Annotated in this window: 21 protein-coding genes; 18 read left to right on the top strand and 3 right to left on the bottom strand. The window is 64.1% G+C overall.

The annotated features are described in order from the left end of the window. Nucleotides 1-2: 2 nt before the first annotated feature. The 7 genes from IOD17_RS15465 (at nt 3) to IOD17_RS15495 (ending at nt 7,662) form a co-directional block, all read left to right on the top strand. The gene (locus IOD17_RS15465) at nt 3-518 is read left to right on the top strand and encodes a chemotaxis protein CheW (RefSeq protein WP_233685947.1); all 516 of its coding nucleotides are present in this window, start codon (nt 3-5) and stop codon (nt 516-518) included. Continuing rightward, nucleotides 515-1,768, top strand: a complete 1,254-nt coding sequence (locus tag IOD17_RS15470; protein WP_233685948.1) for a CheR family methyltransferase — start codon at nt 515-517, stop codon at nt 1,766-1,768. Before IOD17_RS15465 ends, IOD17_RS15470 begins: the two co-directional genes overlap by 4 nt. Further along, nucleotides 1,768-2,445 (top strand): chemotaxis protein CheW, encoded by a 678-nt coding sequence (locus IOD17_RS15475; protein ID WP_233686030.1) that lies wholly within the window; start codon nt 1,768-1,770, stop codon nt 2,443-2,445. The genes IOD17_RS15470 and IOD17_RS15475 overlap by 1 nt, the downstream gene beginning before the upstream one ends. Beyond that, a complete protein-coding gene (locus IOD17_RS15480) occupies nt 2,442-4,703 on the top strand; it encodes a hybrid sensor histidine kinase/response regulator (RefSeq protein WP_233685949.1) in 2,262 nt (753 codons plus the stop codon). Before IOD17_RS15475 ends, IOD17_RS15480 begins: the two co-directional genes overlap by 4 nt. Continuing rightward, the gene (locus tag IOD17_RS15485) at nt 4,700-5,704 is read left to right on the top strand and encodes a chemotaxis response regulator protein-glutamate methylesterase (protein WP_233685950.1); all 1,005 of its coding nucleotides are present in this window, start codon (nt 4,700-4,702) and stop codon (nt 5,702-5,704) included. The genes IOD17_RS15480 and IOD17_RS15485 overlap by 4 nt, the downstream gene beginning before the upstream one ends. A gap of 57 nt (nt 5,705-5,761) precedes the next feature. Next, nucleotides 5,762-6,784: a diguanylate cyclase gene (locus tag IOD17_RS15490; RefSeq protein ID WP_233685951.1), complete on the top strand. Its 1,023-nt coding sequence runs from the start codon at nt 5,762-5,764 to the stop codon at nt 6,782-6,784. A 107-nt stretch (nt 6,785-6,891) separates the two neighbouring features. After that, nucleotides 6,892-7,662, top strand: coding sequence for a sulfite exporter TauE/SafE family protein (locus tag IOD17_RS15495; RefSeq protein ID WP_233685952.1), 771 nt, complete (start codon nt 6,892-6,894; stop codon nt 7,660-7,662). A 3-nt stretch (nt 7,663-7,665) separates the two neighbouring features. Here the strand turns inward: IOD17_RS15495 and IOD17_RS15500 are convergent, their stop codons facing one another. Beyond that, nucleotides 7,666-8,658 carry an AraC family transcriptional regulator gene (locus IOD17_RS15500; protein ID WP_233685953.1) on the bottom strand — a complete coding sequence of 331 codons (993 nt, stop codon included), beginning with the start codon at nt 8,656-8,658 and terminating at the stop codon, nt 7,666-7,668. A 180-nt stretch (nt 8,659-8,838) separates the two neighbouring features. Between IOD17_RS15500 and IOD17_RS15505 the strand changes: the two genes are divergently transcribed. From IOD17_RS15505 to IOD17_RS15535, 7 genes are all read left to right on the top strand, one after another. Then, on the top strand, nt 8,839-9,693 hold the full coding sequence (locus IOD17_RS15505) for a MaoC family dehydratase (RefSeq protein ID WP_233685954.1): 855 nt from the start codon (nt 8,839-8,841) through the stop codon (nt 9,691-9,693). Nucleotides 9,694-9,805: 112 nt separating this feature from the next. After that, nucleotides 9,806-10,570: a hypothetical protein gene (locus IOD17_RS15510; RefSeq protein ID WP_233685955.1), complete on the top strand. Its 765-nt coding sequence runs from the start codon at nt 9,806-9,808 to the stop codon at nt 10,568-10,570. Nucleotides 10,571-10,646: 76 nt separating this feature from the next. Continuing rightward, nucleotides 10,647-10,967, top strand: coding sequence for a nucleotide pyrophosphohydrolase (locus IOD17_RS15515; RefSeq protein WP_233685956.1), 321 nt, complete (start codon nt 10,647-10,649; stop codon nt 10,965-10,967). Beyond that, nucleotides 10,960-11,709 carry a methyltransferase gene (locus IOD17_RS15520; RefSeq protein ID WP_233685957.1) on the top strand — a complete coding sequence of 250 codons (750 nt, stop codon included), beginning with the start codon at nt 10,960-10,962 and terminating at the stop codon, nt 11,707-11,709. Before IOD17_RS15515 ends, IOD17_RS15520 begins: the two co-directional genes overlap by 8 nt. A 29-nt stretch (nt 11,710-11,738) precedes the next feature. Then, nucleotides 11,739-12,332, top strand: a complete 594-nt coding sequence (locus IOD17_RS15525; protein ID WP_233685958.1) for a DUF4136 domain-containing protein — start codon at nt 11,739-11,741, stop codon at nt 12,330-12,332. Between the two features lie 24 nt (nt 12,333-12,356). Then, on the top strand, nt 12,357-12,920 hold the full coding sequence (locus IOD17_RS15530) for a DUF4136 domain-containing protein (protein ID WP_233685959.1): 564 nt from the start codon (nt 12,357-12,359) through the stop codon (nt 12,918-12,920). 38 nt (nt 12,921-12,958) lie between these two features. Beyond that, nucleotides 12,959-13,447 (top strand): GNAT family N-acetyltransferase, encoded by a 489-nt coding sequence (locus IOD17_RS15535; RefSeq protein ID WP_233685960.1) that lies wholly within the window; start codon nt 12,959-12,961, stop codon nt 13,445-13,447. A gap of 6 nt (nt 13,448-13,453) precedes the next feature. Here the strand turns inward: IOD17_RS15535 and IOD17_RS15540 are convergent, their stop codons facing one another. Continuing rightward, entirely contained in the window at nt 13,454-14,353 is a 900-nt protein-coding gene (locus IOD17_RS15540) for a LysR family transcriptional regulator (protein ID WP_233685961.1), read from the bottom strand. A gap of 99 nt (nt 14,354-14,452) precedes the next feature. Between IOD17_RS15540 and IOD17_RS15545 the strand changes: the two genes are divergently transcribed. The 4 genes from IOD17_RS15545 (at nt 14,453) to IOD17_RS15560 (ending at nt 18,186) form a co-directional block, all read left to right on the top strand. Then, a complete protein-coding gene (locus IOD17_RS15545) occupies nt 14,453-15,325 on the top strand; it encodes an MBL fold metallo-hydrolase (protein ID WP_233685962.1) in 873 nt (290 codons plus the stop codon). Continuing rightward, nucleotides 15,316-16,014, top strand: coding sequence for an SDR family oxidoreductase (locus IOD17_RS15550; RefSeq protein ID WP_233685963.1), 699 nt, complete (start codon nt 15,316-15,318; stop codon nt 16,012-16,014). Before IOD17_RS15545 ends, IOD17_RS15550 begins: the two co-directional genes overlap by 10 nt. A 63-nt stretch (nt 16,015-16,077) precedes the next feature. Continuing rightward, entirely contained in the window at nt 16,078-16,527 is a 450-nt protein-coding gene (locus tag IOD17_RS15555) for a DMT family transporter (protein ID WP_233685964.1), read from the top strand. Between the two features lie 171 nt (nt 16,528-16,698). Then, a complete protein-coding gene (locus IOD17_RS15560; protein WP_233685965.1) occupies nt 16,699-18,186 on the top strand; it encodes a SulP family inorganic anion transporter in 1,488 nt (495 codons plus the stop codon). A gap of 6 nt (nt 18,187-18,192) precedes the next feature. Here the strand turns inward: IOD17_RS15560 and IOD17_RS15565 are convergent, their stop codons facing one another. Then, a complete protein-coding gene (locus IOD17_RS15565; RefSeq protein WP_233685966.1) occupies nt 18,193-20,925 on the bottom strand; it encodes an EAL domain-containing protein in 2,733 nt (910 codons plus the stop codon). Between the last annotated feature and the right edge of the window lie 21 nt (nt 20,926-20,946).

Here is a 20,946-nt window from a genome sequence, read left to right on the forward strand (position 1 = left end):
CCATGCACAAGGCCGTGACTGCCAACGCCCGCGAGGGTGAACTGCACCTGCTGTTCCACCTCGGCGAGGATCGCTACGCCATCAGCGCTCGCGAAGTGGCTGAGGTGCTACCGTTGCGCCAGCTCAAGCAGGTTCCGGAAACCCCGGCGTGGGTGGCTGGAATCTTCCAGCACCGCGGGCGGATGATTCCCGTGCTCGACCTCAACCAGCGCGTACTCAACCGCGCTGCGCGAATACGCAGCAGCACGCGCCTGGTGCTGGTGTACTTCGACGGCCAACGCGGCGAGCAGGCCAATATCCTCGGACTGATTCTGGAGCAGGCCACCGACACCCAACGCCTGCCGGCCAACGCCTTTGTGGCCAGCGGTCTGGAGGCCGGACAAGCGGACTATCTCGGGCCGACACAGGCAGACGCACGCGGCCTGATCCAGCGTATCGAAGTAGCCGGGCTGCTCGATGAGACGCTGCGTAGCCTGCTGTTCAAGGCCACGCCAGCGGCCGAGGACGAGCACGCATGATCGAGCACATCGAGCGCCTGCTGAAGTCGCGTATCGGCCTTGATGCCGAGTCAGTCGGCCGCAGCGTGATCGAGCGTGCCGTGCGTCAGCGCATGCAGGCCCAGCACAAGAGCACCCTGGAGGACTACTGGATCACCCTCAACGGCTCGCCCAAGGAACAACAGGCGCTGGTTGAAGCCGTGGTGGTGCCGGAAACCTGGTTCTTCCGCTACCCCGAATCCTTCAAGGCCCTCGCCACCCTGGCCCTGGAGCGCTGTACGCAGCTCAACACCACGCGGCCGCTGCGCATCATCAGCCTGCCCTGCTCCAGCGGCGAGGAACCTTACTCGATCGCCATGACCCTGCTCGATGCCGGTCTCGCCCCCGAGCAGTTCCAGATTGAAGCCCTGGATGTCAGCGACAAGGTGCTGGCCCTGGCCAGCCGTGGCATCTACGGCCGCAACTCGTTTCGCGGTGAGGCGCTGGCGTTTCGCGAGCGCTTCTTTCGTCCGCAGGATGACAGCTTCGTGCTCGATGAGCGGGTCAAAAGCCGCGTACAACTGCGCTGTGGCAACCTGCTCGACGGCAACCTGTTCAGCACCACGCCGGCCTACGATTTCATCTTCTGCCGCAACCTGCTGATCTACTTCGACCGGGCCACTCAGGTGCGCGTGCTGGATCTGCTCAAACGTCAGCTGCAACCAGAAGGCGTGCTGTTTATCGGCCCGGCCGAGGCCAGCCTGGCCACTCAAAATGGGATGCAGGCGCTGGGCCGGCAACAGACCTTTGCCTTCCGCTTTGCCGCCAGTGACGCCGCCCGCCCGCTCAACCTGAAGCCACCCAGCCGCCCACTGCCACCCATGCCGCGCCAGCCGGCACCAGCACCAGCACCAGCACCAGCACCACGGCTACGCAGCGCGCCGATTGTTGCCGCACCCGCTGCCGCCCCTGTAGCACAACCAACCCGCTCACTCTGGGACAGCGTTGCCGAGCTGGCCAACACCGGGCACTGTGAGCAGGCGCGCAGCCTCTGCGAACAGCACCTGCTGACTGAAGGCCCCAGCGCTCAGGCTTTCTATTGGCTGGGGCTGCTTAGCGATGTGCAACAGCACAGTGACCAAGCCTGTGGCTACTACCGCAAGGCCATCTATCTTGATCCGCGGCACCGCGAAGCACTGACCCACCTGGCCGCCCACCTGGAAAACCAGGGCGACCAGAGCGGAGCCCAACGCCTGTACCGGCGCGCCCAGGAGGGAGGTAAATCAACGTGATGGACACGGACCCGCTACTGCCGCAACAGGCCCCGATCGACGATTGCTGGAACCGCATCGGCGTGTTCGGCGACCAGAGCTGCGCGCGCCTGGACGCCCATATCCACTGTCGCAATTGCGAGGTTTACAGTGCTGCCGCGATCGCCCTGCTCGACCGCTATGGCACCCAGCTGGAACCGGACAGCAACGCCTATGGCCAGGCCGAGGCCAACGCCGAGCTGGGCGAACAGCGCTCGCTGCTGATCTTTCGCCTGGGCGAAGAGTGGCTGGCGCTGGCCACCCGACGCATGGCCGAAGTGATGCCACTTTCACCGATTCACACCCTGCCCCACCAGAAGGCCGGCAGCCTGCTGGGCGTCACCAACGTACGCGGCACCCTGGTCGCCTGCCTCGATCTGGGCGGCGTACTGGGCCTGGAGCACAGCGACAGCAAAGCGGAAAAACGCAGCATCCCGCGCATGCTGATCCTTGAAACCAGCGCCGGGCCATTGGTCAGCCCGGTGGATGAAGTGGCCGGCATTCAGCGCATTCCCCTGGCGCTGATCGGTGCTTCAGTGCAGGAAGACAAGCGCACCATCAGCCGCTTCAGCGCCGGTGTACTGCAGTGGGGTGGCAGGAGCATCACCCTGCTTGACGATGAACAGCTGCTCGCCGCCATGAGCAGGAGCCTGACATGACCCCGGACCAGATGCGCGATGCCTCGCTGCTTGAGCTGTTCCGCATGGAAGCGGAGGCGCAGAAGCAGGTGCTGGATACCGGCCTGCTGATCCTTGAACGCGACCCGCTCAACGCCGGGCAGCTGGAAGCCTGCATGCGCGCGGCGCACTCGCTCAAGGGTGCTTCGCGGATTGTTGGCCTGGACAGCGGCGTACAGGTGGCCCATGCCATGGAAGACCTGCTGGTGGCCGCCCAGGAAGGCTTGCTGCGCCTACTGCCGGATCATATTGATGCCCTGTTGCAAGGCTCCGACCTGCTGCTGCGCATCGGCCAGGCACAGTCCGACAGCGCACTTGAAACCCAGGTCAAACAGCTCACCTCACGCCTGCAGACACTGCTCGGGGCCGCCGTACCGGCCCTGCGAGAGCCACCCATTCCCCAGCAAACACAGCCCCAGACACAAACGCCGGAACCTGCGTCCAGCGCCCAGCCCGCGCCCCCTATGCCGCCCGCAGAACCGACAAGCGAAGAGCACAGCCGGGTGCTGCGCGTATCCGCCGAACGCTTCGATCACCTGATCGACCTGTCGGGCAAATCGCTGGTGGAATTCCAGCGCATGAAACCGCTGAGCGACTCGCTGCACCGCCTCAAGCGCCAACAGGCCGCCGCGCGACGCACCTACGAAAGCCTGCGCGAGCAGCTGCTCGGCCTGCCGATCAGTCCCGCTATTGAAACCCTGCTCAACGACGGCCGTCATCTACTGATGGAGTGCCAGCAGCAGCTGCAAAGTCATCAGGAACTGTTCGATGACTTCGTCTGGCATGGCGGCCAGCGCACCCAAAAACTCTATGACCTGGCCCTGGCCTCACGCATGCGGCCGTTTGCCGACGTGCTGACCGGCCAGGCGCGCATGCTGCGCGACCTGGGACGTTCGCTGGGCAAGCAGGTGCACCTGGAAGTCGAAGGCGAACACACTCAGGTCGACCGCGACATTCTCGAACGCCTGGAAGCACCGCTGACCCACCTGCTGCGCAATGCCGTCGACCACGGCATCGAGCCGCCGGCGCTGCGGCTACGCAAAGGCAAGCCCGAAGAAGGCACGGTACAACTCAAAGCCCGTCATCACGCCAACATGCTGATCCTCGAAGTCAGCGATGACGGCGGCGGCGTTGACCTGGAGCGGGTTCGCCAGGCCATCATCGAGCGCCGCTTCACCTCCGCCGAACAGGTGGCGCAGATGAGCGAGGAAGAGCTGCTGACCTTCCTCTTCCTGCCCGGTTTCAGCATGAGCCAGCAGGTCACCGAAGTGTCCGGACGGGGCGTCGGCCTGGACGTGGTGCAGCACGAAATCCGCCGCATGCGCGGCAACGTGCGCCTGCAACAGCGTCAGGGCGAAGGCAGCCTGTTCCACATCGAACTGCCACTGACCCTGTCAGTGGTCCGCGCGCTGGTGGTGAGCATCGGCGGCGAGGCGTATGCCTTCCCCCTGGCGCAGATCGAACGCATGCTGCGCCTGCAACGTGAGGCGATTGTGCACCTCGAAGGGCGCCAGCACTTCTGGCTCGAAAACGAGCACATCGGCCTGCTCTCCGCCGCCCAGTTGCTGCAACGCGCCGAGCAGAAGAGCGAAGAAACCGACATCCCGATTGTGATGATCCGTGACCGCGAGCGCTGTCACGGCCTGGCGGTCGAACGCTTTATTGGTGAATACACCCTGGTGCTGATGCCGCTGGACCCGCGCCTGGGCAAGATCCGCGATGTGGCAGCCGGGGCCCTATTGCACGACGGCACACCGGTGCTGATTCTGGATGTCGATGACCTGCTCAATTCAGTGGCCAAGCTGCTCGGCGGCGGCCATCTGGAACGGGTCGACCACAGCGGCAGCATTCGCCAGGCGGCCAGCAAGCGCGTGCTGGTGGTGGATGACTCGCTCACCGTACGCGAGCTGGAACGCAAGCTGCTGCTCAGTCGCGGCTATCAGGTCGAGGTGGCCGTCGATGGCATGGACGGCTGGAACGCCCTGCGCGCAGGCAGCTTCGACCTGCTGATCACCGATATCGACATGCCGCGCATGGACGGCATCGAACTGGTCACCCTGGTGCGCCAGGACCCTCGCCTGCGCGCCCTGCCGGTGATGGTGGTGTCCTACAAGGACCGCGAAGAAGACCGCCGCAAAGGCCTGGAGGCCGGGGCGGACTACTACCTGGCCAAGGCCAGTTTCCATGACGAAGCGCTGCTGGATGCAGTACAGACCCTGATTGGAGAGTCTCGCGAATGAGGATTGCAATCGCCAACGACATGCCACTGGCTGTCGAAAGCCTGCGTCGGGCACTGGCTGCCGAGCCGCAGTATGAGTTGATCTGGGTTGCCAGCAATGGCGAAGAAGCGGTGCGCCGCTGCCGCGAGGATCACCCCGACCTGCTGCTGATGGACATGCTGATGCCCGGCATGAACGGTGTCGAAGCTACCCGGCGGATCATGCTCGACACCCCCTGCGCGATCCTGGTCGTCACCGCAGATGTCGAGCGCAACATGGCCCAGGTGTTCGACGCCATGGGCGCCGGAGCGCTGGACGTTGTGGCCGTCCCGTCACTCGGGCCGCAGCAGTTGCTCGATGGCGCGGCGATCCGCCGCAAGATCCACAACATCGCCTGGATGATCGGGCACAAGGCCTCACGCAGCGTCAGCCTGATCCCGGCCAAGGCCAGCGATCAGCGCAGCAAACGCCTGGTGGCCATTGGCGCCTCGGCCGGCGGCCCGGCCTCGCTGGTTGAATTGCTGCAGCAGATCCCGGCGAACTTTCCCGCCAGCATCGTCCTGGTGCAACACGTCGACGAAGTGTTTGCCGCCGGCATGGCGCAGTGGCTGGCCAGCGAATCGCACATGCCGGTGCGCCTGGCCCAGGAAGGCGAGCTGCTGCAACCGGGGGAAGTGCTGCTAGCCGGCACCAACAACCATCTGTACCTAAATGCCGAAGAGCGGCTGATCTACCGTCGCGAGCCGGCCGATCAGGTTTACCGCCCGTCTATCGATGTATTCTTCAACAGCGTGGCCAGCCACTGGCGCGGCGACGCCATCGGCGTGCTGCTGACCGGCATGGGCCGCGACGGCGCACGCGGGCTCAAGCAGATGCGTGAGCGCGGTTTTCACACCATCGCCCAGGATCAGGCCAGCAGCGCGGTCTATGGTATGCCTAAGGCCGCGGCAGCCCTGGATGCTGCCGTGGAGATTCTGCCGCTGGACAAGATTGCCCCGCGCCTGATCCAACGCTTGAGTTGATGCACCCACCGCTAGCACTTTGCCGGCACCAGATGAAGTAAATGATGGAGTACTGCCATGCCACGGCCTAATGAGCATCCCCCGCTTCCTCAAGGGCTACCTGATAACTCGATGATGGTGCTGCTGGTCGATGACCAGGCCATGATCGGCGAGGCCGTGCGCCGGGCACTCAGCGAGGAAAGCGACATCGACTTTCATTTCTGCTCGGACCCGCACCAGGCCCTGAATGTGGCTCAACAGATCAAGCCCACGGTGATCCTGCAGGACCTGATCATGCCCGGTATCGATGGCCTCGACCTGCTCGGCCAGTACCGCAGCGCCCCGGGGCTGCGCGATGTGCCGGTCATCGTGCTGTCGACCAAGGAAGACCCCAAGATCAAGAGCGCCGCCTTCACCGCCGGGGCCAACGACTACCTGGTGAAATTGCCGGATGTGATCGAACTGCTGGCGCGTATCCGCTACCACTCGCGCTCCTACCTCACCCTGCAACAGCGTGATGAGGCCTACCGTGCCCTGCGCGAAAGTCAGCAGCAACTGCTCGACACCAACCTGGTTCTGCAACGGCTGATCAAATCCGACGGCCTCACCGGCCTGGCTAACCGCCGCTACCTGGACGAGTACATCGAAGTCGAGTGGCACCGTGCCCAGCGCGACAACAGTGAACTGTCACTGCTGATGATCGATGTCGATTACTTCAAAGCGTTTAACGACCGGTATGGGCATGTCGCCGGCGATGACGTATTGCGCCAGGTGGGCGAGGCGCTGCGCGCCAGCTGCAACCGCGCCGCCGATCTTGCCGCCCGCTATGGTGGCGAGGAATTTGCGGTGGTCATGCCGGGCACCGCCTCTGGTGGCGCGCGCCTGCAGGCCGAAAAAGTCCGGCGCGCCATTGAGGCGCTGGGCATCCCCCATGAACTGCCCAAGCCCGGTTCGCCGATCAGCGTGAGTATCGGCATCGCCACCCTCAGGCCGAGTGAGGGCAACGACCCCATGAGCCTGATCATCAAGGCTGACGAGGGCCTTTACCTGGCCAAGCACAGTGGTCGCAACCAGGTGGCGATGGCCTCGGACAACAGCTGAGCCCCCACGACAGATAGCGCACTGCCGCGAAACGGGACCTTGGTCGTACTTGGCCAGTCCGTGCGCGCGGCCTTACCTTGCCTCTCCAGCCAAACGAATAAAGTCCCATGTCAGTGCCTGATCTTCTGCTTCTGCTTGCCGCCGGTTTTGCTGCCGGCGGGATGAATGCCCTCGCCGGTGGCGGCACCTTCTTCTCCTTCCCGGCGTTACTCGCGGCGGGTCTGCCGCCGGTGACCGCCAATGCCACCAATGCCGTGGCGCTGTGGCCGGCCAGCCTGGCGGGAGCCTGGGCGGCGCGGGATTCGCTGCGACCGCTGGGGCGTTATCTGCTGCCGTTGCTGGCCGCCGGGCTGGCCGGCGGTTTGCTCGGTGGGCTGTTGCTGCTGGTTGGTGGCGATGCGGTGTTTGCCAAACTGATTCCCTGGCTACTGCTGGCGGCCACCGCGCTGTTTGCCGCCAGCCCCTGGCTCAGTCGCTGGCTGGCCGCGCGCCGCGCCGAAGCGGCACAACCGCCGCATAGCCCGTTGTCGCTGGGTGCGCATATTGGTGTGTCGATCTATGGTGGCTACTTCGGTGCCGGCATGGGCATCCTGCAACTGGCGGCATTCTCCATCGAAGGCCACCCGCTGGCCCGCGCCAATGCCCTGAAAAACCTGATTTCGGCGGTGATCTACAGCGTCGCCACCGCGACTTTTATCATCGCCGGGCGGGTCAGCTGGTATGAGCTGGTGATTCTGCTGGTGGGCGCCACCGTAGGCGGCTATGTCGGCGGTGCGCTGGGCCAGCGTCTGCCGGCCAAGTTCCTGCGCCTGCTGGTGATCAGCGTGGGCAGCGGTATGACGCTGTATTACTTCTGGGCGACCTATTTCGCCCAGTAACACTCAATTTTTACCGCGTTTGCGAAACTCCACCGGGGTTTCGCCGACCCAACGCTTGAAGGCGCGGTAGAAGGTGCTCGGCTCGGAGAAGCCAGTGCGTTCGACAATCACCTCAATGCGCTCGTCGGTGTTGAGCAGCAGGTCCTTGGCCAGGCGACAGCGGTAGTCAGTCACCAGGTCATTGAAGCGCACGCCGGCCATGGCCAGTCGCTCGCGCAGCCGTCGCGCTGGCATGTTCAAGCGTGCCGCCACCTGCTCCAGGGTGGCACCGCTGTCCACCAGCAACTCGCCAATCAACTCACGCACCTTGCGCACCAGATCCAGCCGCTCGACCTCGGCCAGCTGCCTACGCGCCAATGACTCGTGCATGCGCAGCAGCTCTGGCGCGGCATGCCGCGAGGTCTTGTCCAGCACTGCGGCATTGAACACCAGGGCGTAACGCTCGCCACTCAGTTGCGCCGGACAGCCGTAGACCTGCTGGTAACGCTCGGCCGGCGCGCCGTCGGCATGCATGAATTGCACTTCATAGGGGGTGAAATCGCCTTCGGTCAGCGCATCGAACAAGCGGATTACCGCGCCGGCGAGCATTTCAGGGAAATGCCGTGGCGTGCCGGGAATCAACCCGAGCACCAGCACCGCGCGCTCACCGTGCACCTCAAGCTTGGCATTCAGGGTGTCGGAAAGCAGGCGTACATAGCGCAGGGCATGGCGCAGGCCTTCGCCGAAGGTTTCGCTGGAAAGAAACAGGTATTCCAGCAGCAGGCCGTGAAACGCCGGCAGGTGCTGAGCCAGGTAGAGGCCGACATGCTCTTCGCCGCATTCGTCGATGGCCGCCTTCCAGAACAGCGCCTGGGCGGCATGCGGAAAGCGCCCGGCAGGCAGACCACCCGGCGGCAGGCCAACCCGCGCCAGCACTCGATCAGGGTCGGTACCGCTGGCACGCAAGGCATCGATCACTGGACGCATCAGCGCCACATCGTCAGTCAGGTCACGCATTTTTCAGGAATTCTTATTGTTCGCGAGGCGCGGCCATCTTAGGCAGCTTTAGGTCATGCGCTCAAGGCGTGAATCATGCTGATAAACGATTGACTGGCCTGCCGCACTGCCAGGCGATGCGGCCAATGCACGGCAGCGCTGGCCGACTAAGCTGCTGCCACCGTTCTTAGGAGTTTGCCCATGGCCATCGACTGGCTCGATCTGCCCGCCCCGCCTGCCTTACCCGCCCTGTTTCTACGCGCGGCCCTGCGCCGCCGCGTGACCGGCCGCAGCCTGCCCGAGCTGGGCGTGCGCTGCCAGGTCACGGTCGACCCCAAGCACCTGGCGCACTACCGGAAGATTTGCGGCGCAGCCGACGATCATCTGCTGCCCGCCGCCTATCCGCACATCCTGGCGTTTGCCCTGCAGATGCAGTTGCTCACCGACAAGCGTTTCCCCTTCCCGCTGCTTGGCCTGGTGCACCTGGAAAACCATATTCGCGTGCTGCGCCCACTCGGCGGCCTCGGGCCGTTTACCGTCAGCGTGCAAGTGCAGGACCTGCAAGCCCATGACAAGGGCGTGACCTTTAGCCTGATCACCCAATTGCACGACCAGCTCGGCCTACTCTGGGAAGGCGACAGCCGCATCCTCTGCCGCGCCCTGCGCCTGGACGGCAAGCCAGCCGAACACGCAGCCGAAACCGTGCTGACGCAAACCACCCTGGCGCACTGGCGTGCCCCTGCCGATATCGGCCGTCGCTATGCGCGCATCGCCGGCGACTACAACCCGATCCATATGTTTGCCGCCACGGCCAAGCTGTTCGGCTTCCCCCGCGCCATCGCCCATGGTCTGTGGAACAAGGGCCGCGCCCTGGCCGAATTGAGCTCGCGCCTGCCTGCTGCCGGCTATGCCGTGAGCGTGCGCTTCCAGAAGCCGGTGCTGTTGCCGGCAGAAGTGCGCCTACTGACCAGTGAGCCCGGCAGCCATGGCCAGTTCAGCCTGCTCGGCCAGGATGAGCTGGTGCATATGAGCGGCAGTTGGCAGCCGCTGGACTAGGCACGCGGCAAGGCTTGGCGTTTTTCCGAGGGCGGATTATCGTGTGCCTTCCTGCGCCTGCGCGGTCCTGGTTGACCCGTCCGGCAACTCCAATGGATCAGAGAGCCTCAGCATGAAAAACACCGCCGTACTTGCCACGTCCTTCGTCCTCGCTTGCACTGCGTTGCAGGCTCATGCCCTGGACGCGTCCGGGCAGCGCTATGTCAATCAGCTGGTACAGGGCGGTCCGGTGTCGATTCGCGAAGCCGCGCAGAGCATCTATCACAGCGGTTACCGGGACCAGGAAACCCTCGACGTGGCCGCCGAAGTGCTGCTGCAGAAGTACCGCAGCGCCACCGACAACACCACCTCCGACGCCCTGGCCTGGGTCTGCAAGGCCCTGGCCAGCTCGGGCAACGGCCGCTACAAGCCAGTGCTGGCCGAAGTGGTGGCCAACTCCAATAACCGCAAACTCGACCGCCACTGCGAAAAGGCCGGCAACAGCCTCAGCGCCGGCGGCGCGCCCTACACTGCCGGCAGCGTCAACCTGGATGCCTACCGCGCCGGCCAGGGCCAGCCTGCGGCCAGCAGCACCCTGGCCCTTGCACCCGCTGCCGCACCGGCAGCCGTGGCCCAGGGCAGCGGCTCGTTCAGCGATGTGCGCACCGGCATGAGCATGGATGAAGTCAATGCACTGCTTGGCGCGCCGACCGCCACCTTCTCGCACCAGACCGGCAAGGCCTGGATCCCGTTCAACTTCAAAGGCAAGGACGTCGCCCGCGTGGTGTCGTTGTACAAAGGCAAGGGCCGCATCACCTTCTCCCAGGAAAGCGTCTATGCCAACGTCTGGCGCGTGCTGGAAGTGACTAACAATCCCAACGAAAGCGGCTACCCATAACCTGCGGTATCGGTTTGCCGGCTTGAAGACCGGCCGGCAAACCCCGAAGCTATGCTCCTCTTTGCTGGAGCGCCTGATGAACCTCGCCGAACTGACCACCCGCATGCACGCCATTCGTGACCATAACGACTGGCGGCCCTTCCACAGCCCGAAGAACCTGGCCATGGCCGCCAGCGTGGAAATGGCCGAGCTCGTGGAGATCTTCCAGTGGCTGACTGAGGCCCAATCACAGCAATTGCCGCCGGAAAAACTGACCCATGCCGGCCAGGAAATCGGCGACGTGATCCTCTACCTGATATTGCTATGCGGCGAGCTGGGCCTGGATATGGAACAGGTGGTGCGCGCCAAGCTGGCCGACAACGAACGGCGCTTCCTCGGGAGCACAGCCCATGAGTGATCGGCACTTCGACGAGCTGGCCACACGCTTTGCCGAGAAAATCTATGGCGGCGCCAAGGGCGCGATTCGCCTGGCCGTGCTCCAGGCCGACCTGGCAGAAGCGCTACCCGAGCGCCCGCTGAGGGTGCTGGATATTGGCGCAGGCCTTGGCCATATGTCGCTGTGGCTGGCCGAGCGTGGCCACCAGGTGACCCTGACCGAACCCGCCGAGCCGATGCTCACCGGTGCCCGTGAGCGCTTTGCCGCCGCCGGCCAGCCGGCCACGTTTATCCAGGCGCCCTGGCAGGACCTGCTCGGCCAGCTGGAGCAGCCCTATGACCTGGTGATCTGCCATGCGGTGCTGGAATGGCTGGCCAAGCCACACAGCATCCTGCCGGTGCTGCACCAGCTGTGCGCGCCCGGCGGCTGGCTGTCGCTGGCGTTCTACAACAAGGATGCGCTGATCTACCGCAACCTGCTCAAGGGCCACTTCCGCAAGCTGCGCAAGGCCGAGTTCGCCGGAGAGAAACAGAGCCTGACCCCGCAGATGCCGCTTGATCCGCGCGAGCTGGCGGCGCAACTTGAGGCTAATTGGCAGGTCGAAAGCCAGAGTGGCGTGCGGGTGTTTCACGACTATATGCCGCAACCCTTCCAGGCCAAGGCCGAGCTGCTCGACCTGCTGGAAATGGAACTGGCCTACCGCCGCCACCCCAGCTTTGCCGGGCTGGGGCGTTATCTTCACTGGATCTGCCGGCCACGCTGACAGCCATCACACTGGAGGCTGAACATTCAATGAAAAGACTGGGCGCACTACTGCTCCTTACCAGCCTCGCCGCCTGCCAGAGCCAGAATCCCTATATCGCCGACAGCAAACCGATGCCGCCGGCACCCGCTCACTCGCCCCAGCAACTGGACCGCAGCGCCTACCCGGCTGCGCCGCGCGACTATGCGCGCTACCGTACCTGGAGCTGGCAGCAGCTACCGGCCGGCAGCGCCTGGGCCAGTTCCGAGCAGGTGCAGGAAGCCTTGAGCAACGCCCTCGACCAGCGCGGCCTGCGCCCGCACCGCGTCGGTAAAACCAGCGACCTCAAGGTCAGCGCCGAGCTGCGTCTGGAGCAGCGCTTGCGTCAGGTCACGGAACAGTACGGCAGCCATTACGGCCATAGTCGCTATGGCAATGACTACGGCATGTGGGGCAGCGCGCCGCTGGTGCGCAGCTACACCGAAGACGTCATGGTGGTGCGCATCGAACTGTTCGATGGCCAGAACGGTCAAGCGGTGTGGAACGGCCACGCCGAAACCCGCAACAGCGGCAGTCAGAGTGAACGCGCCGCCGCACTGCGCAACGCCGTACAACAGGCCCTGGCGGCGTACCCGCCAAGCTGATTGCCGAACCCGAGGAGAGCACCCATGCGTGCATCGCTGCTGTTACTGCCCCTGCTATTGATCCTCAGCGCCTGCCAGAACACGCAGTTGCAGCGCGACTTCGACCTTAACCGGGACTTTGCCGCCTACCGCAGCTGGAGCTGGCAGGAACCGGCCGTGCAATACAAACCTGATGATCCGCGTCTGAAAAGCGACCTGACAGACCAGCGCATCCGCACGGCGGTCAGCCAACAGCTCGACCAGCGTGGCCTGCGCCCGGCAGCAGCAAACACGCCAGGTGACCTCAAGGTTCAGGTGTGGATGATCGTCGACAACCGCCAGCAGCAGGTCAGCACCCAGCTCGGCGGCGCCTGGGGTGATCCCTGGAGTGGCGGTTTCTGGGGCGGCCCGAGTTACGTGGAAACCCGCACCCTGGACTATCAGGTCGGCACCCTGCAGATCGACCTGTTCGATGGTAAGGACGGCAAACTGGTATGGCGCGGCAGCACCGAACAGGTGCTACGCAACCCACAGCCCAGCCCGAACGAGCGCGAAGCCGCGATTCGCCGCAGCGTGGCGGAAGTGTTAAGCCAGTATCCGCCTCGATAGACCACCCTACACGCGCCCACTGACACCAAGGATGCTGCATGAACCCAACCCCACGCCTCAGCCACCGCCCCGCTGCGGCGGCTGACTTGGCCGAGATCGTCGGCTTTCCACAAAACGCCGATGAACTGTTCTTCTGCTATCCCAAGGCCGACTGGCCGCTGAGTGTCGGTCAATTGGCCGCCGCCATTGCCGAACGCCGCGACAGCACCGTGGTGCTGCTTGATGGCCGAGTGGCCGGTTTTGCCAACCTCTACCAGTGGCACTACGACGAGCACTGCGCGCTGGGCAACCTGATGGTCGCCCCTTGGGCCCGCGGTCAAGGCGTAGCGCATTATCTGGTGGCGGTGATGGAGCAGTTGGCGCGGGAGCATTACCACGCCAATCGCATGCTGGTGTCGTGCTTCAACGCCAACAGCGCCGGCCTGCTGCTCTACCCCAAGCTCGGCTATGCCCTCAGTGATGTGGTCGAACGCCGCGACCCCAAGGGCCAGCGCGTCGCGCTGATCCAGTTCAGCAAGCCCCTGTAGAGCGGTTTACAGGTCCCAGTCCGGCCGATCCGCCAACCGCTCGACCAGAAAATCCAGCAGCGCCCGCAGCGCCGGCGGCATTTGCCGGCGCGTACCGTAGAGGGCGTGGATGCCCAGTTGCTGTGGCTCGTAGTCAGGCAGCAACTGTACCAGCGCCCCGGAGCGCAGATGCGCGCCGACCGAATAGCGCGGCTGCAAACTGATGCCAATATCGGCCAGCACCGCCTCCAGCAGCACCATGGATTCATTGGCGCTGAGGTTGCCGCTGACCGCCACGGCATGCGGCTCATCGGCACGGCTGAACTCCCAGATGCTGCGGCCGAAGTAGGCGTAACTCAGGCAGTTGTGCTGCGCCAGTTCCTCGGGCCGCTGCGGCGTGCCATGCCTGGCCAGATACGCCGGGGTGGCGCACACCACCGAGCGGCACACCGCCAACTGACGGGCGATCAGATTGGGGTCGAGCTGATTGGTGATGCGCAGGGCCAGGTCGATACGCGCTTCCACCAGGTTGACCGCCTGACTGCCCACCAGCAGGTCAATGCTGACCTGCGGATACAGGCGGGTGAAGTCATCCAGCGCGTGCACCAGCCAGGCCTGTGCCAGTGACTGGCTACAAGCGATGCGCAAGGTGCCACGCGGCGCAGCCTCATCGGTACGGCTGACGCTCTGCATGGCCTCGGCCATGGCCAGCATCTCGCGGCATTGGCCAAGCAACTGCTCGCCGGCACCGGTCAGGCTCAGCTTGCGTGTGGTGCGGTGCAGCAGGCGCGCGCCGACCCAGGTTTCCAGCTCGCCGAGGTAACGCGAGACCATTGCCCGCGACATCTCCAGCGCATCGGCGGCTGCGGTCTGGCTGCCGCGCTCCACCACTTCGACAAAAACCCGCGTAGCCGTCAGGCGATCCATAATTAGCCCACTTAACGCAACAAATATGCGCAGATTACGGGGCTTTTTGATCGATTTAAAGCAACTAAGATGAGCTCATTCACTCAACAGGAGTTCCCCATGTCGCTCATCACTCACCTGCGCAGCCTGCTCGCCAGCGCCAGCCTGCTGACCCTGGCCAGCACCGCCTTCGCCCAACCGCTGACCCTGGATGTCTACAACCCAGGCGACAAGGCCATCTTCCCGGTAACCTCGACGCTGATCAGCGGCGAACGCGAGGCCATCCTGGTCGATGCGCAGTTCTCCAACCGCGAAGCGCAGGAACTGGTCGAGCGCATTCAGGCCAGCGGCAAGACCCTGACCACCATCTTTATCAGCCACGGCGACCCGGATTTCTACTTCGGTCTGGACACCCTGACCCGCGCCTTCCCCGAGGCCAAAGTCCTGGCCACGCCGCAGACCATTGCCTATATCGAAAAAAGCAGCGAGCCGAAGCTGGCCTACTGGGGCCCGATCCTCAAGGACAGCGCACCGGCCCGCACCGTGGTGCCGCAAGCGCTGCAAGGCGACCACCTGAGCCTGGAAGGCCAGCGCATCGAGCTGATCGGCCATGACCCCAAGCACACCAGCCTGTGGATTCCGAGCATCAAGGCGGTGGTCGGCGGCGTGCTGACCTACGCCAACATCCACCCCTGGATTGCCGATGCACAAACCGCAGAGGCGCGTAAATCCTGGCTGAAATCCCTGGATGAACTGCAAGCGCTGCAACCTAAAACCCTGGTACCGGGTCACTTTATGGGCCAGCCGAACCTGAACCTGGATGACCTGCGCTTTACCCGCAACTACCTGAATGACCTGGAAGCGGCGCTGCCCAAGGCCCAGAACAGCCAGGCGCTGATCACAGCGATGAAGGCCAAGTACCCACAGCTACTCGACGCCAGCAGCCTGGAACTGAGCGCCAAGGTGCTCAAAGGTGAAATGCAGTGGCCGTAAGCCGCCGCATCCTGATCACCGGCGCCTCGCGCGGCATTGGCTTGGGCTTGACACAGGCCTTTGTGCAGGCGGGCTGGCAGGTGCATGCCGTGATCCGCAACCTGGCGGGTAGCCACGAACTGCAGGCGCTGGCCACGCAACATGGCCAGCGCCTGCAGCTGATTGAGTGCGATTTGCTGCAGCGCGAGGCAGGCCAACTGATCGACCGTGCGCTGGGCGACCAAGCGCTGACCTGTGCGCTGTTCAATGCTGGCATCTACGGCCCAGCGCATCAGGATCCGCGCCAGGCCAACAGCGCGGAGATCGGCCAGCTGTTTCTCGCCAATGCCGTTGCGCCGATCAGCCTGGGTCAACAGCTGGCTGGGCGCATTGAGGCCGGCGGGGTGATGGCCTTTATCAGTTCGCAAATGGCCAGTTTGCAGCTCAACCACACCCTAGACATGCCGCTGTACGGTGCCAGCAAGGCCGCGCTGAACAGCCTGCTGCTGAGCTGGAGCAGCCACTATGCCGAGCTGCCCTGGAGCCTGCTGGCCCTGCATCCGGGCTGGGTGCGCACGGCCATGGGCGGCGCCGATGCCCCCTTGAGCGTGGCGGATAGCGCAGCAGGGCTGTATCAGGTGATCAGCGCTGAACTGGGCCGCCGACGCTGCACCTTCCTCGACTACCAGGGCCAGACCTTGCCCTGGTGAGGCTGACGGCGCGCTGTGCATTTGCGGCATAATCGCCCGCCCTGCCCGCCTGGAGATATGCCCATGCCTGCCCCGATCTGGTGGTTGATGGCCCTGCCCTTCGTTGCCGGCGCCTGCCTGCCGCTGCAAGCCGGGATCAACGGTCAACTGGCCAAGCAGGTGTCCAGCGTGCTGGCCGCGGCGCTGGTGTCCTTTGCCGTCGGCACTCTGGCGCTACTGATTCTGGTGCTGGTGCAGCGCGAATTCCCCAGCTTCGCCGCGCTCAAAGGTCTGACCTGGTGGCACTGGAGCGGCGGCCTGCTGGGGGTGATGTTTATCGCCACCGCCGCCTTTGCCGGCCCACGCGTCGGCGCCCTGCTGTTTATGGTGCTGGTGATCGCCGGGCAGCTGAGCATGGCCCTGACCCTGGACCACTTCGGCTGGGCCGGCTTTCGTGAAGCGCCGATCAGCGCAGGCAAAGTCGGCGGCCTGCTGCTGATCGTTGCCGGTATCTGGCTGATCAGGCGCAGCTAGCCACCCGGCACCTGCTCCATGGGTGGTGATCCCGCTGTGCTAAAGTGCGCGGCGTTTTTTGCCCTGCGCCTTGCCTGCCCAGCCTATCGCCAAGCGTCGCGTGCCCGACTCATCGTCCGGCGCGGCAGTGCCTATTGGCTGGCCGCCGCGCCACCGCCTTTGGAATTGACCATGCTGCAACACCTGAAAAACACCTGGTTCTTTAACATCCGCGGCGATGTACTCGCCGGTCTGGTGGTGGCGCTGGCGCTGATCCCGGAAGCCATCGCCTTCTCGATCATCGCCGGGGTCGACCCCAAAGTCGGCCTGTATGCCTCCTTCTGCATTGCCGTGGTGATCGCCTTTGTCGGTGGCCGCCCGGGCATGATCAGCGCCGCCACCGGAGCCATGGCCCTGCTGATGGTGACCCTGGTGAAAAACCATGGTCTGGAATACCTGCTGGCCGCAACACTGTTGTGCGGCGCGCTGCAGATTGGCGCGGGTTACCTCAAACTCGGCTCACTGATGCGCTTTGTCTCGCGCTCGGTGGTCACCGGCTTCGTCAACGCCCTGGCCATTCTGATTTTCATGGCGCAGCTGCCCGAGCTGACCAACGTCACCTGGCAGGTCTACGCCATGTGTGCGGCGGGCCTGGCCATCATCTACCTGTTTCCCTATGTGCCGACGCTGGGCCGCCTGATCCCGTCGCCGCTGGTGTGCATCCTGTCGATGACCGCCGTGGCGGTGTATTTCGGCCTGGATATCCGCACCGTCGGCGACATGGGTGAACTGCCGGACACCCTGCCGATCTTCCTCTGGCCGGACGTGCCCCTGACATTCGAGACCCTGGCGATCATCTTCCCCTATTCCGCCGCACTGGCCGTGGTTGGCCTGCTGGAGTCGATGATGACCGCGACCATCGTCGATGACATGACCGATACCGAAAGCGACAAGAACCGTGAATGCAAAGGCCAGGGCGTGGCCAATATCGCCGCAGGCCTGATGGGCGGTATGGCGGGCTGCGCGATGATCGGCCAGTCGGTGATCAACGTGAAATCCGGCGGTCGGGGCCGTTTGTCCTGCCTGGTGGCCGGCAGCGTGCTGCTGTTGATGGTGGTGTTTCTCAGCGACTGGGTACGGCAGATCCCCATGGCTGCGCTGGTGGCGGTGATGATCATGGTGTCGATCGGCACCTTCAGCTGGGCGTCGCTGCGCAACCTGCGTACTTTCCCGCTGTCGACCAACATCGTCATGCTCGCCACCGTGGCCGTCACCGTTTACAGCCATAACCTGGCCTATGGCGTGTTTGTCGGGGTGCTGTTGGCAGCGATGTTCTTCGCCAACAAGATCGGCCATTACCTGTACATCACCTCGGCGCTGGACAGCGCAACCGGCCAGCGCACCTACCAGGTGGTCGGGCAGGTGTTCTTCAGTTCAGCCGACAAGTTCGTCAGTGCCTTTGATCTGCGTGAAGGCCTGAGCAAGGTGGTGATTGACCTGTCCCGCGCACACTTCTGGGACATCACGGCCGTCGCAGCGCTGGATAAGGTGGTGCTGAAACTGCGTCGCAGCGGCAGTGAGGTCGAAGTGCTCGGTCTTAACGAAGCCAGCGCGACTATCGTTGATCGCTTTGGCGTGCACGAAAAGCCCGAAGCCATCGACCACGTGCTCGGGCACTGAGCCCGCTCAACTCGGCTCGGTCGCTGCAGCAGCAAACAGCTGATCCAGCGGCACCGGCCGACCGAAGTAATAGCCCTGAAAGCAGGTGCAGCCAAAGCTGCTCAGGCGCTCGCACTGGGCCTGGGTTTCCACGCCCTCGGCGATCACGTCCAGCTTCAGCGCATGCGCCAGGGACACGATGGTGCAGGCAATGTCGGCATCCTGGGTGTCGCTGAGCAGATCGCAGACAAAGGAACGGTCGATCTTCAGCTGATCCACCGGCAAGGTCTTGAGGTAGGACAACGACGAGTAGCCGGTGCCGAAGTCGTCCAGCGCAAAGCGCAGGCCATGCGTCTTGAGCCGGGCCATCTTGGCGATCACCGCCTCGCGCCCATCGAGCAGCATGCTCTCGGTGATTTCCAGCTTCAGGCTGCTGGGGTTGCAGCCGCTGCGTTGCACGATCTGCAGCACCTGCTCGACAAAATCGGGCTGCTGCAACTGCTTGGCACTGACGTTGACCGACAGGCTCAGATGGCGCAACTCAGCCGAACGCCCCCACTGTGCCAGGGTCGCGCAGGCCGTCTGCAACACCCATTCGCCCAGCGGCAGAATCAGCCCGCAGCCTTCGGCTATCGGGATGATCTCGCCCGGGGTGAGCAGGCCCCGCTGCGGGTGCTGCCAGCGCAGCAGCACTTCGGCACCTTGCAGGCCCGCGCGCTGATCGATCTGCGCCTGGTAGTAAAGAACGAACTCGCTTTTCAGCAGGCCCTGGCGCAGGTCGCTCTCCAGGCTGGCGCGCTGCATTACCCGTTGCTGCATCTGCGGCTCGAAGAAACAGCTGGTGTTACGCCCCTGCGCCTTGGCCTGGTACATGGCCAGATCGGCCTGTTTGAGCAGGTCGTCCAGCGGCTCGCCTTTACCGTTGAACATGGCGATGCCGATGCTCAACGTGCTGAAGTGCTCCACACCACCCACGCTGAAGGGCTGGCGCAGGGTGAAGAGGATCTTGCCGGCGATGCTCTCGGCCAGTTGCGCGGCCTCCAGCGGCTCAATGCCGAGGTTTTCCAGAAGGATGACAAACTCATCGCCACCGATGCGCGCCACGCTGTCGGTCTGCCGCACACAGCCACTCAGGCGCTCAGCCACCTGTTGCAGCAGTTGATCACCGATGTCATGGCCGCGGGCATCGTTGAGAATCTTGAAATCATCCAGATCGATAAACAGCACTGCGCCACGCTGGCGGCTGTTTTCGCTGGCCTGCAGGGCACGTTCCAGGCGCTCGTGTTGCAGGCGGCGGTTGGGCAGGCTGGTCAACGGATCGTAGTAGGCCAGTTGTTCAATGCGTTGTTCCGCCGCCTTGCGCTGGGTGGTATCGGCCAGGGTGATCACATAATTGACGTGCTGGTTGGCCCCGCCGCTGCGCACGGCGGCAATGCTTAGCCACTGCGGATACTCCTGGGCATTCTTGCGCCGGCCGAGCATTTCCCCCTGCCAGGCGCCCTGCTCAGCCAGAGCCGCCTGCATGGCCGCACGATTGCTGGCAAAACTGTCGGGCATCAGGGTGCAGTCGAGGGGTTTGCCCACCACCTCATTCTCGCTATAACCGCTCATGCGGCTGAAGGCCGGATTGGCGCGCAGAACCACAAATTGCGCGTCGGTCACCAGCATGCCTTCGGCGGACTCGAACACCGTTGCAGCGATATGCAGGTCTTCGACCATGTGCTGCATCGCCACGCCGACCTGGTTGTATTCATAGATACCGGTGGGCTGGAAACACAGGCCGCGCCCGCCGGCCTGGGTGGCCTTGATAAACCCGAGCAGCTGATTGATCGCCCGATCATGGTTGATTCGCAGCAGCCAGGCCGCCACCAGCAACAGTAGGAGAAAACCACCACTGACCAGTAGAAACGACTGCAGGTAGCTGTCGTAGATCGAGGCGAAGCGCTGGTCCGACACCCCCAGCGTCAGCCAGAACGGTTCGACCACACCTGTCAGGGTGATCGGGAAGCGCTGTACATACAGCCCGTGACCATCACGCGCCAGACGGGTCAGCTCCGCCTCGCCGCGCAAGCCCAGTTCACTGTCGCCTTGCCACATCAGCGCTTGCTGGGCGTGCCCCAGCACCAGCAGATCCAGGCTGGTGCTGTCGCTCAACTCAGTCAGGAAGGCGCGGTTCTGCCCCAGCGCCAGGCCGACGAACAGATAGCCGCGCAGTTGCACGGTGGCCGGATCGAAGATCGGCGTGGCCTTGAGCAGGGCACTCTGCGCGCCAACCTCAACCAGCGACCAGCCCTGCACGTAATGCAGTGGCGCGCGCAAGGCGCTGACCAGCGGTTTGATGTCATGCAGAGGCAGACCAGCATCCATCACCAACTGGCCTGTTGGGTCGAGCAGAAAAAACAGCTCCAGGCGTGAGTCGATATTGGCATCCTGAAACATGAAGGCCACATCCGCTGCGATCTCTTCCACCGCCAGCGTCTGTTCCGACAATGCGCTCACCGTGCGCCGCGCCGAAGCGCTGTGCAGGTAGACCTCCAGCAGTTGCAGGCGGGTTTCGACCTGGCTGACCAGGGTGCGCTGGTACTGCGCCAGGCTGTTGCGAATCTCGCTTTGCAGGTTGGCCTCAGCGGTACGCAGCGAATAGACCATCACCACGCTGATCGCCACCATGCCGAGTACGCCGAACAGCAGGGCAATTCGGGTGGAGAACTTCAATTCCCAGCGTGCCGTCTTGGGCATCGATCTGTGGCTACTACTCATCCGCCTTCACGCCTCAGGGGT

Source organism: Pseudomonas anguilliseptica, assembly GCF_021375795.1.
GTDB classification, from domain to species: domain Bacteria; phylum Pseudomonadota; class Gammaproteobacteria; order Pseudomonadales; family Pseudomonadaceae; genus Aquipseudomonas; species Aquipseudomonas anguilliseptica_A.